Source organism: Pseudomonas sp. GM84 (genome assembly GCF_000282535.1).
In the GTDB taxonomy this organism is placed as follows: Bacteria; Pseudomonadota; Gammaproteobacteria; order Pseudomonadales; family Pseudomonadaceae; genus Aquipseudomonas.
In genome coordinates, this window is record NZ_AKJC01000322.1 from 1 (window position 1) to 12,008 (window position 12,008).

The 12,008-nt window shown below is 64.4% G+C and carries 8 protein-coding genes; 5 read left to right on the plus strand and 3 right to left on the minus strand.

From position 1 onward, the window contains the following. The first annotated feature begins 79 nt into the window (after positions 1–79). Positions 80–2,329: an Orn/Lys/Arg decarboxylase N-terminal domain-containing protein gene (locus PMI38_RS23005; RefSeq protein ID WP_008099476.1), complete on the plus strand. Its 2,250-nt coding sequence runs from the start codon at positions 80–82 to the stop codon at positions 2,327–2,329. Here PMI38_RS23005 and PMI38_RS23010 read toward each other — a convergent pair. Then, the gene (locus tag PMI38_RS23010) at positions 2,313–2,531 is read right to left on the minus strand and encodes a hypothetical protein (RefSeq protein WP_008099478.1); all 219 of its coding nucleotides are present in this window, start codon (positions 2,529–2,531) and stop codon (positions 2,313–2,315) included. The two genes, PMI38_RS23005 and PMI38_RS23010, sit on opposite strands and share 17 nt — an antisense overlap. Before the next feature lie 156 nt (positions 2,532–2,687). Here PMI38_RS23010 and PMI38_RS23015 point away from each other — a divergent pair, with 156 nt between their 5' ends. Then, positions 2,688–3,248, plus strand: coding sequence for an NADPH-dependent FMN reductase (locus PMI38_RS23015; RefSeq protein WP_008099480.1), 561 nt, complete (start codon positions 2,688–2,690; stop codon positions 3,246–3,248). Positions 3,249–3,370: 122 nt separating this feature from the next. Here the strand turns inward: PMI38_RS23015 and phnX are convergent, their stop codons facing one another. Next, entirely contained in the window at positions 3,371–4,198 is an 828-nt protein-coding gene (gene phnX / locus PMI38_RS23020; RefSeq protein ID WP_008099482.1) for a phosphonoacetaldehyde hydrolase, read from the minus strand. A 34-nt stretch (positions 4,199–4,232) separates the two neighbouring features. Beyond that, a complete protein-coding gene (locus PMI38_RS23025) occupies positions 4,233–5,339 on the minus strand; it encodes a 2-aminoethylphosphonate--pyruvate transaminase (RefSeq protein WP_008099484.1) in 1,107 nt (368 codons plus the stop codon). 133 nt (positions 5,340–5,472) lie between these two features. Here PMI38_RS23025 and PMI38_RS23030 point away from each other — a divergent pair, with 133 nt between their 5' ends. The 3 genes from PMI38_RS23030 to PMI38_RS23040 all read left to right on the plus strand — a co-directional run bounded on the left by PMI38_RS23030 (position 5,473) and on the right by PMI38_RS23040 (position 11,983). Next, entirely contained in the window at positions 5,473–6,336 is an 864-nt protein-coding gene (locus PMI38_RS23030) for a LysR substrate-binding domain-containing protein (protein ID WP_008099487.1), read from the plus strand. 58 nt (positions 6,337–6,394) lie between these two features. Next, positions 6,395–7,444, plus strand: a complete 1,050-nt coding sequence (locus tag PMI38_RS23035; protein WP_008099490.1) for an AraC family transcriptional regulator — start codon at positions 6,395–6,397, stop codon at positions 7,442–7,444. A gap of 84 nt (positions 7,445–7,528) precedes the next feature. Further along, on the plus strand, positions 7,529–11,983 hold the full coding sequence (locus PMI38_RS23040) for an NEL-type E3 ubiquitin ligase domain-containing protein (RefSeq protein ID WP_008099492.1): 4,455 nt from the start codon (positions 7,529–7,531) through the stop codon (positions 11,981–11,983). The last annotated feature ends 25 nt before the right edge of the window (positions 11,984–12,008 follow it).

A 12,008-nucleotide genomic window follows, 5' to 3' on the forward strand; every position in this document is an offset into this window, starting at 1 on the left:
CGGCGATAGGGCCGGTACTGTAACCATCAGGCTCTACTACCCTGAGAGGGACGATCCGTCCTTCGGAGGTAGCCGCCTGATGTACAAGGACCTCAAGTTCCCCATCCTCATCGTCCACCGCGCCATCAAGGCCGACAGCGTCGCCGGCGCGCGCATCCGTGGCATCGCCGAGGAACTGCGCCAGGACGGCTTCGACATCCTTGCCGCCGCCGACCACGCCGAAGCGCGCCTGGTCGCCGCCACCCACCACGGCCTGGCCTGCATGTTGATTGCCGCCGAAGGCGTCGGTGCCAACACACACCTGCTGGAAAACATCGCCGAACTCATCCGCCTGGCCCGTGCACGTGCGCCCAACCTGCCGATCTTCGCCCTCGGCGAGCAGGTCACCCTGGAGAACGCTCCCGCCGAGGCCATGGGCGAGCTCAACCAGTTGCGCGGCATTCTCTACCTGTTCGAAGACACCGTGCCCTTTCTCGCCCGTCAGGTGGCGCGTGCAGCGCACAATTACCTCGACGGCCTGTTGCCACCGTTCTTCAAGGCCCTGGTGCAGCACACCGCGCAGTCCAACTATTCCTGGCATACCCCCGGCCACGGCGGTGGCGTGGCCTACCGCAAAAGCCCGGTGGGCCAGGCGTTTCACCAGTTCTTCGGGGAAAACACCCTGCGCTCGGACTTGTCCGTATCGGTGCCCGAGCTGGGCTCGCTGCTCGACCATACCGGCCCGCTGGCCCAGGCCGAAGCCCGTGCAGCGCGCAATTTCGGCGCCGACCATACGTTTTTCGTGATCAATGGCACCTCCACCGCCAACAAGATCGTCTGGCACGCGATGGTCGGCCGTGACGACCTGGTGCTGGTGGACCGCAACTGCCACAAGTCGGTGGTGCACGCCATCATCATGACCGGCGCCATCCCCATTTATCTTTGCCCCGAGCGCAACGAGCTGGGCATTATCGGGCCGATCCCGCTCAGCGAATTCACACCCGAGGCGATCCAGGCAAAAATACACGCCAACCCCCTGGCGCAGGGCCGTGAGCCGCGGATCAAGCTGGCGGTGGTGACCAACTCGACCTACGACGGCCTGTGCTATCACGCAGGCCTGATCAAGCAGGTGCTGGGGCCCAGTGTCGAAGTGCTGCATTTCGACGAGGCCTGGTTCGCCTACGCGGCCTTCCACGACTTTTTCGCCGAGCGCTACGCCATGGGCACCCTGTGCAACGCGCAAAGCCCGCTGGTGTTCAGCACCCATTCCACCCACAAGCTGCTCGCCGCCTTCAGCCAGGCGTCGATGATTCATGTGCAGGACGGCGCGCAGCGACAGTTGGACCGCGACCGGTTCAATGAAGCGTTCATGATGCACATCTCCACCTCGCCGCAATACAGCATCCTCGCCTCGCTGGATGTGGCGTCGGCGATGATGGAGGGGCCGGCGGGGCGTTCGCTGTTGCAGGAGATGTTCGACGAGGCCTTGAGCTTTCGCCGTGCCCTGGCCAACCTGCGCGAACATATCGCGGCCGATGACTGGTGGTTCAGCATCTGGCAGCCGCCGGCGGCGGAGGGTATCCAGCGCCTCGATGCCCAGGACTGGCTGTTGCAGCCCAGCGCCGAGTGGCATGGCTTTGGCGAGGTGGCCGACGACTACGTACTGCTCGACCCCTTGAAGGTGACGTTGGTGATGCCTGGCTTGAGCGCCGGTGGTGTACTGGGTGAGCACGGCATACCGGCGGCGGTGGTCAGCAAGTTTCTCTGGGAGCGGGGGCTGGTGGTGGAGAAGACCGGCCTTTACAGCTTCCTGGTGCTGTTCTCGATGGGTATCACCAAGGGCAAGTGGAGCACGCTGCTGACCGAATTGCTGGAGTTCAAGCGCCACTATGACGGCAATACCGCGCTCGGCACCTCCCTGCCCAGCATCGTCGCGGTCGACGCGTCACGCTACCATGGCATGGGCCTGCGCGACCTGTGTGACCAGCTGCACGCCTGCTACCGCACCAATGCCACGGCCAAGCAGCTCAAGCGCCTGTTCACGCGTTTGCCCCAGGTGGCCATGACCCCGGCGCGGGCCTACGACCTGATGGTGCGCGGCGAAGTGGAGGCGGTACCGATCGAGGCGCTGCTGGGTCGGGTCGCGGCGGTCATGCTGGTGCCCTACCCACCGGGCATTCCGTTGATCATGCCGGGTGAGCGGTTCACCGAAGCGACCCGCTCGATTCTCGACTATCTGGCCTTTGCCCGCGCCTTCAACAGCGGCTTCCCCGGTTTTGTCGCCGATGTGCACGGCCTGCAGAACGAAAGCGGCCAGTACACCGTGGACTGCATCAAGGAATACGAATGATCTCGACGCCGGTGCGCGCCAGCTCGAAACGGTCCGCACCCAGGTGATTGACGCGGTCGCCAATGGCCAGGCGATAGGTGGTGATCGGCGCGCCCATGACGCTGCCGTCGTTTTGCAGGGTCGACTCTTGGAATTCGTGAACGGGGTAGATGCGGCCTTCGGCGTCTCGGGCGTGGAACTGGCCGACCATTACTGCTGCCATTTAGGTGAAAACCTCTGAATTACGTAGGAAATGTCTGGACCGATAGACCGTACAACAAGGCCGGAGTTTACGTTGCCGACAAAAAAAACCTTGGGGCCGAGGAACGGTCATCTATAACTAGAACGTCTCTTAAGCCAGCAAAGGTTGGAAATCGCCATGAGCCAGGTGTATTCGGTAGCGGTTGTCGTCGGCAGCTTGCGCAAGGATTCCTACAACCGCAAGGTGGCCCGCGCCCTTTCAGAGCTGGCGCCGTCCGGCCTTGCCCTGAAGATTGTCGAGATCGGCGACCTGCCGCTGTACAACGAGGACGTCGAGGCCGCTGGTGTGCCCGAGCCGTGGAAGCGCTTTCGCGACGAAATCCGTCGCAGTGATGCGGTGCTGTTCGTCACCCCAGAGTACAACCGCTCGGTGCCGGGCGGCCTGAAGAACGCTATCGACGTCGGCTCGCGGCCCTATGGGCAGAGTGCCTGGAGTGGCAAACCGGCGGCGGTGGTGAGTGTGTCGCCGGGGGCCATTGGCGGCTTTGGTGCCAACCATGCCGTGCGCCAGTCGCTGGTGTTCCTCGACATGCCCTGCATGCAGATGCCCGAGGCTTATCTGGGTGGGGCGGCGAACCTGTTCGAAGAGAGTGGCAAGCTCAGCGACAAGACCCGGCCGTTCCTGCAGGGGTTCATCGACAAGTTTGCGTCCTGGGTGAAGCTGAACCGGGCTGTCTGAGGGCCTTATCGCCGGCAAGCCGGCTCCCACAGGTACGGCGCAGGCCTTGAAGCTTGCACTGTACCTGTGGGAGCTGGCTTGTCGTGGCGACGAACCGCAGCGATAGCTGCAACGCAGATCTGTCAGAAGGCCTGTGGCATCTCGCCCTTGGCCAAGCGACGGTTGATGTCGGCAATCACCTCGGGCAAATCATTGATGGTGTCGATCAGGTAGTGCGGGCGCGACGCTTCGAACAGCGTGTGAATACGCTTGCGCTCGCTTTCCAGCTTTTCCACGCTCAGTGCCTGGTAGCCTTCCCAGGTCAGCCCCAGGGCATTACCCGAGCACACCAGCGCTACGGTCCACATACCCGCACGGCGCCCTTCGAGAATACCCGGCACGGTGTCGTCGACCTTGACGCACGCCGCCACATCATCAATGCCCAGGGCAATCACGTTGGCCAGCGCCTGGGCCGGCCATGGGCGGCCATTCGGGGTTTCATCGGTCGCCACCACATGGTCGGCGACATAGCCGTTCTGCGCCGCCAGCTCCACCACCTTGTCCATCACCACTTTCGGGTAGCCCGAGCACGAGCCGATCTTCAGGCCGTCCTGGCGCAAGCCGGTGAGGGTGTCCAGGGCACCGGGGATCAGCGCCGAATGCACGGCGATCTTCTCGATCTGCAGCGGCATGAAGCGGTTGTAGATGGCCGTGACATCGTCGTCGGTCGGGGTGCGGCCGAACACCTTGCGGTAGCGCTCGGCGATTTCCGGCACGTCGCACAGGGTGCGGATGTGGTCCCACTTGCCCATCCCCATCGGGCCGCGGGCTTCCTCGATCGATACCTGCACGTCGAACTCGGCGAAGGCTTCGACGAAGATCTGGGTCGGGGCGAAGGAGCCGAAATCGACCACGGTGCCGGCCCAGTCGAGGATGGCGGCTTGCAGCTGGGTAGGATTGCTGTAGTTCATGTGCGCATTTTCCTGAAATTGGTTGGGCAGAGGGTCAGATGTCCAGCACTTCCATTTCCCGCAGCACTTCGGCCACGGCATTCACAGCGGCTTGCATGCCATCGGCTCCGACCACGCCGATGCAGCCGACGCGGAAGGTCTCGACCTGGGTCAGCTTGCCCGGGTAAAGGATGAAACCCTTGGCCTTGACCCGCTCGTAGAAGTCCTTGAACTGGTAGCGGGCATCATCCGGTGCGTGGAAGGTGACGATGATCGGTGCCTGGATCTCGGCCGGCAGGAAGCTGCGCAGGCCAATGGCGGCCATGCCATCGAGCAGGGTCTTGCAGTTGTCGGCATAGCGTTGGTGACGCGCGGGCAGGCCGCCTTCCTCGCTGTACTGCTGCAGCGCTTCGTGCAGGGCGGCGACCACGTGGGTGGGCGGGGTGAAGCGCCATTGGCCGGTCTTGGCCATGTAGGCGTGCTGGTCGTGCAGGTCCATGGCCAGCGAATGGGCATTGCCTTCGGCGGCGGCCAGGGCAGTTTTCTCGGCGAACACGAAGCCCATGCCCGGTACGCCTTCCAGGCACTTGCCGGAGGCGGCGATCAGCGCCTCGAAGGGCACTTCGCGGGCATCGATCGGCAGTGCGCCGAACGAGCTCATGGCGTCGATGATCAGGCGTTTGCCGTGGCCTTTGACCACCTGGGCGATCTCTGGCAGCGGGTTGAGGATGCCGGTGCTGGTTTCGCAGTGGATCAGTGCCACGTGGGTCACGGCCGGGTCGGCGGCCAGCAGGCGGTCGACGTCGGCGGCGGTGGTCGGCTGGTCTTCGGCGGTTTCGAAGGTGCTGTAGGTGCGGCCCAGCACTTTGCAGATCTTCGCCAGGCGTTGGCCGTAGGCGCCATTGATCAGTACCAGGACCTTGCCGTCACGCGGCACCAGGGTACCGATGGCGGCTTCCACGGCGAAGGTGCCGCTGCCTTGCAGAGGCACGCAGTGGTGGCTGGCGCTGCCGTCGATGATCGCCAGCAGTTGCTCGCAGACGCTGGCGGTCAGTTGGTTGAAATCGCGGTCCCAGGAACCCCAGTCCACCAGCATGGCTTGGCGGGTGCGCAGGGATGTGGTCAGTGGGCCGGGGGTCAGCAGAATCGGGGCGTTGCTCATTCCGTGGTTCCTCTCAAGCTGCGGGTTTCGCCGGTTGGGTGGGCGCTGAAACTACGGGGCCTAGGTTGCAATTCGCCGAGCTATCAATCAAATTGTTTGTTGTTATGCCAGCCATAAGTCAGGCCGATACAAAATGAACCTTTTCCAGTTGCGCGCATTCGATGCCGTCGCCCGTGAGGGCAGCTTCACCCGTGCCGCCGAGCGTCTGTTCATCAGCCAGCCGGCGGTGACCGGGCACGTCAAGGCGCTCGAAGAGCATTACCAGATCACCCTGCTGCGGCGCACCGCGCGGCGTGTCGAGCTGACCGAGGAGGGCATTCGCCTGGCGGCCATCACCCGGGCCATGTTCGGCCTGGCCGAAGAGGCCCAGGCCATGCTCGAAGCCAATCGCCAGCTACTCACCGGGCGCCTGGAGGTAGCGGCCGATGGGCCGCACCGGGTCATGCCCATGCTGGCACTGCTGCGCGAGCGTTACCCAGGCATCACCGTCAACCTGCGCCTGGGCAATGCCCAGGAAACCCTGGCCGCCCTGCTGTCCGAGCATGCCGACGTGGCGGTGTTGACCGAGATCGAGCCACGCAAGGGCCTGCACCTGCAGAACCTCTGCGAGTCACGTTTGTGTGCGCTGCTGCCGGTGGGGCACGACTGGGCCAGGGGCGAGGGTGACTTGCCGCTGGCTGCGCTGCATCAGCAGATCATGGTGCTGCGCGAACCGAGCTCGACTACCCGGCGTACCTTCGACAAGGCCTGTGCCCAGGCAAAGGTACAGCCACGGGTACTGCTGGAGCTGGACAGCCGTGAGGCGGTGACCGAGGCGGTGGCGTCGGAACTGGGCATTGGCGTTGTCTCGTCTACCGAGGTGGCCCATGACCCGCGTGTGGTAGCAAGGCCGCTGGCCGGGGAGGGGTTGAGCAACCAGCATATGCTCGGCTGCCTGGAGCGGCGCCGCGAACTGCGCTTGATCCAGGCGTTCCTTGGCTTGGCGGCAAGCCTGTGAGGCCACACCGGCTTGCCGTAAGATGGCCGCCAGTGAGCAACCTGGCGCCGGATGGCCGATGAGCGAGAAAGACACGATTTCCATGCAGCTGGTGCGTGAAGCCCTGTTGCAGAGCTGCCCCGACCGTGATGCTGCCGGCGCGCTGCTGCGCCGCGCCGGGATCGATGCCAGCCTGCTCGAACAGGCGGATGCGCGAGTGGCTGCCAGCGCCTACGCACAGCTTTGGCGGCTGCTGTCGCTGCGTTGCAATGATGAGTTCTTCGCCATGGACCCGCGCGGCCTGCGTGCCGGTAGCCTGGCTCTGCTGGCCCGCGCCGCCATGGCCCAGCCCAGCCTGGGAGAAGCGTTGGACGTGGCGTTGGGATTCCTCGGCCTGATGCTCGAAGACCTGCAGCCGGTGCTGGTGCGCCAGGGCAGCCTGGCCGAGATCGTCATCGGCGAACCCCGCGAGCAGCCGCGACGGGCCTTCACCTACTTCACTTTCTGGATGATCGTGCACGGTGTGGCCTGTTGGCTGGCCGGGCGGCGCATTCCGATCCTGGCCATCGACCTGCGCTGCGCCGAGCCGCCGTTCTGCGACGACTATCGGGTGATGTTCTCCGAAAACCTGCAGTTCGGTCGGCCGCGTACCCGCATGATCATGGCCGCCGATTGCCTGGCGCTGACGCCCCGGCGCACGGCAGAAGACCTGCAGCGCTTTCTGGCGGAGGCTCCCGGCAACATCCTGGTCAAGTACCGCGACCCGGACAGCCTGGCTCGGCGCATTCGCCACGACCTTCATCAAACCGACCCGGCCGCCTGGCCTGATGCCGAGCGCCTGGCGCTGGGCTTGTGCATGTCGGCACCGACCTTGCGCCGCCGTCTGGCTGACGAAGGCCAGACCTATCAAGGGTTGAAGGACAGCGTGCGGCGCGAGCTGGCGATCAGTTGGTTGGCCGAGGCCGACATTGGCCTGGCTCAGGTTGCCGAACGCCTGGGCTTCGCCGACACCAGCTCGTTCTACAAGGCCTTTCGCAAGTGGTTCGGCTGCAACCCGGGGCATTACCGCACGCTGGTGTTGCAGGGGGATGGGGCGGCGGGCGATGGGCTGGAAAGAGGGCGCGGTTGACCGGCCTTCCGGGGGAGTTCCCTGTGCCATGGCGAGCAGGCCTTGCCCAGTGTTAGGGCCCTTCCAGCCAGCACAGGTGCAATCATGTCGCAAGCTACAACCACCACACTCGGCAACGCCACGGATCAGTTCGTGGCGTCCCGCCTGCCTCATTGGCTCAAGCAAGCCTCCCAAGGGCAGATCAACAAACTACGGGACTGCTACGCGGCCCACCGCGCCAGCCATGAAAAGCTGGCCAAGGCGCTGCGCGTCCTGGCATCGCCCCAGGCGTTCGCTCGCCAGGCATTTACCGGGCTGCTTGGTGCCGAGGCGGCCAGCCTGGGGATTGAAAAACTCGAATGGCTGGAGGTGCGACGCCGACTGACGGTTTCGCCCGGCATCGGCTTGCCCCAGGACGAAATCAGTTATCTCCGCAGCCCAGCGTTGCTGAGGATGATGCAGAATTTTCCAGGGGGAGCGCCTTTCTATGAAGGCAGTGGTTTGGTGGCCAAGGGTGAAAGCACGCTACTGTCGGGCGATGCCAACGCTTTCTCCCAGCGCTGCCGGGAACTGGATGCGGGGCAGCAATACCAGGCACTGCTGAGCAAAACGGTAACCGCCGAGGTGCGCGATGCACTGACCGATCACAAACGCACAGGCTTCAACCTGGCCTTGGAACTGGCGGCGCTCAAAGGTGAAATTGGCGGCGTCGAGCAGGCCGCAGTGCGCGCTGTGGTAAGCCAGGACCATCCGCAGCAATTGACCAACGCGTATGCCGGCACGCTGAGAATGCTGGGCTGTGTCGCCTTCGACGCCTTGCTGATCCAGTTGCGGGGCAGCGAAGGCGAGGATGCTGGCACGGTGCTCTACATGCCCGCCGACACCCAGCATCCACTGCGCCTTTTCACCGACCTGACCAGGCTCAATGAGGCCTTGGCCGCCGACCTGCTGACCCCGGCTGTGCATCGGCGGATCGGTGAGCTGGTGCAATTGAGCGAGCGTGCAGCGTTCGTGATGAAACTGGACAAGCGCCTGCGTGACAGCGAACCGGACCTTGAGCTGGATGGCCAGACGGTCGAGGGTGATGTATTCGCCGCTCTGGCCGATGCCCATGTCGAACGGCTGCGCGCCGATGCCGGCATGCTGCTGGTGCCGACCGCTGAAGCAGACAAGAGCGATGCCAAGGACCGGCTGTCGCGCTGGGAGGGCATCGGTATGGGGGGCCTGGGTATCGCCGGCCTGTTCGTGCCGGGACTGGGCGAGTTGCTGTTGGCGCAGCTGGCGGTGCAGGTGACCGAGCAGACGTATGACGGCGTCGCCGACTGGGTGCAGGGGCACCAGCATGAAGCGGCCGAACACCTGCTGGGTGTAGCGGAAATCGTGGCGGTGACCGCCGCGACGGCTGCTGGGGCCGGGCTGGTCGCGCGAGGTTTCTTGCGCAGCACCTTTGTCGACGAGCTGGAACCCGTGGATGTCGAAGGCGAGCCGCGCTTGTGGGCGCATGATTTGAGCGGCTACGAGGCTGACCCGGGCCAGGCATCGTTGCAGGATGATGGTTTGTATGGGGAGGGTGAGCGGCGCTTCTTGCGCATCGAGACGCGCTACTACGAGGTGCATCGGCCAGAGCAGTACGGGCCATGGCGCTTGAGGCATCCTGCGCGCAGCGACGCCTTCGAACCTGAGCTGATCGGCAATGGCGAGCGTTGCTGGCGCCTGCGCCTGGAGCGCCCACTGGAATGGGATGACAGCACCCTGATGCTGGACCGACTGTGGCCAAGCGATCCGCCACTGCAGGCGCAACAGGTCGAACGCATTCTGCAAGTGTCCGGGGTCGATCGCGACGAGTTGCGCGGGTTGCTGGTGGAAAATCGCCCTTTGCCGGTCAACCTGCGCGATACCCTTTGCCGCTTCGAAGCCGATGCGAGGCTCACGCGGTTGTTCGAGCGTTTGCAGCAGTCACCTGAGGTGTTCCCGGATGACGATGTCCTCGACTGGTGCAAGAAACAGCCGGGCCTGCAGCGCCTGAGCGATGCCCAGATCGGCATTGCGCTGCTCGAAGACCAGCGCCAGTGGCGCGGTCAATTGCTTGAGCATCTGGCCGCGCCCGTGCTTGCGGATGACGAGGTGATGACATTGCTCAAGCGGGATTTCCCCGATCTGCCTGACGCCTATGCCCAAGAGGCCTTGCGCGACCTGGACCCGGCTGAAAGGCACCTCGCCCGGCTGGAGCAGCGCGTTCCCTTGGCGCTGGCCACGAAGGCACGTTCGCTGTTGCAACTGACACGGGCCAATCGCGCCCTCGAGGGGCTGTACCTGCAGGGCGTCTACAGCGACGGAACAGGAGAATTGGTATTCGCGTTGCTGAGAAACCTGCCCAAATGGCCCAAGCGGCTCAACCTGGAGTTGCGCAAAGGGACAGAAAGCGGCCGGCTGCTGGCGCAGCTGGACCCGCAGGGCCCTGCCACTTCGCGCACCGTGCTGGTCTATCGGGAAGGCGGCTTCAGCCTGTATGACGCGCAAGGGCTGGAACTCGACGTCGATGTCGCGCAACCGGCCAGCATCTTCGATGCATTGCTGGCGTTGCTCGGCCCAACCGAGCGCACCGGCCTGGGCTTGGCCCAGGACAATGCAGGAGGGCAACTGCGCGACCAGCTGGCCGCCGGCCTGCCTTCGCAGCGCAAGCGCCTGTTCAATCTCCTCGGCTGGCGCGATGAAACACCGTGGTTCAATCCAGGCGTTCGCATGCCCGACGGCCGCGTAGGGTACACGCTTGGCGGTCGGGTGCCGGGCCGGGAGTATTCGACCAGGACCCTGCGTGACCGTATCCGTGTCTTGTACCCGGGGTTCAGCGAAGCGCAGGTCGATAGCTTCTTCCAGCGTCTGCTGCAGGAAGCGGGCTCGCCCTTCGACCACCTGATCGAACATGAACGCAACTATGCGCAGCTCGATCGTGCCCTCAACCGATGGGGCGCCACCACTACGGACCGCGCATTGCGCAACCAGCAACATCATTTTGCCGAACAGCTGCGTCGGGCCTGGCGCCTGGAGGGGGAGGTCGAGGTTGGTCAGGCCGGCCATCAGGGGGCGATGCGAGTGAACCTCAGTGGCTGGCGGATCGGCCAGTTGCCGCCGCTGCCAGCCGAAGTGGACATGAGCCATATCGGGGAACTGGTGCTGGCCGGCATGGGATTGGAAGAAGTGCCGGCCAATTTCCTGCGTTGCTTCGACCGTATACATACCCTGGTGCTCACCAACAATCGCCTGACGGCCATACCGGCTGGTCTGTCACACCTTCGCGAGCTGCGTTCGCTGCGATTGATGGCCAACCGGATCCGCATGAGTTCGCACAGCCAGGAAGTGCTGTTGTCGTTGGCGCGCCTTGAGGTGCTGGATATCAGCCATAACCCGTTGCGTTCGCTCAGCCTGCGTTTCGAGGAACTGCCCCGGTTGCAGACCCTTCGCCTCGGTCATTGCCAGTTGCGGACCATACCCGACGGCATAGAGCAGTGCGGTTTCCTGCAGTTCGCCGACCTCAGCGACAATCAGATTGAAGCTGTTCCGGCCGAGCTTCTGCGCATGCCGTGGAGCTTCCGCGCCAGGTTCAACCTGGCCCGCAATCCGATCTCTGCCGCCGAGCGCGAACGATTGTACGGGCTGGACCGTCATGGCGAAGCACCACGGCTCCCGGAGGCAAGCGAGGACCTGATGGCCCGCTGGCTGGGTGACCAGCCCCAGGTCGGACGCCAGGCGCGCATGGCGATGTGGCAACGGGTGCAGCACGAGGAGGGCAGCGCAGGGCTGTTCGAGCTGTTGCAGGACTTGACCCAAGGCAGCGACTACAGCAGGGAGCGGGGCTATGTCGGTGACCAGGTATGGAACCTGCTCGAAGCCATCGACCAGGACGCAACGCTGCGCGGGCGGGTCTTCGACAGTGCCGGTGAAACGCTCGGTTGCGTCGACAGCACGGCGGAGCGTTTCAGCCGCTTGCAGATTCAGGTGCTGGCCTATCAAGCCGGCCAGCGCAGCACAATCGCAGAAGCCGGGGAAGAACTGCTGAACCTGGGGCGGCGCCTGTTCCGCCTGGAGGCGCTGGACCGTTTCGCCTTCCAGGCGGTTGACCAGCGGCGGTTGGCCGAGGGGGTGGTCGATGACCTGGAGATCGTGCTTGGCTACCGCATCCACCTGGCCGATGTGCTCGACCTGCCTTGCCAGCCACGGACGATGACCTTCAATACCTTGGCCGACATTACCGCGGAGCGCGAGCAGGAGGCCCTGCGAGCGGTGCTCGCTGCGCAAACCCCCGAGGCGGTGGCGCACAGCGTGGCGCGCCAGAGTTTCTGGACTGATTACCTGCGCGAGCAGCACCCTCAGCCGTTCGCGGCGATCAGTACAGCGTTCGACGCGCGTGGCGAGGCGCTCGATGCACAGGCCGAGCAGTTGACGACCGAAGCGTATGTGAGCAGTTGGGATGCACTCAAAGCAGAACGGGAAAGCGCAGAACATGAACTGTGCCTGCTGTTGACCCGCGAGGCGCTGGCCAGGCAACGCCAGGGCACTTGATGCCGCGAGGCGTCACGGGCCGGGC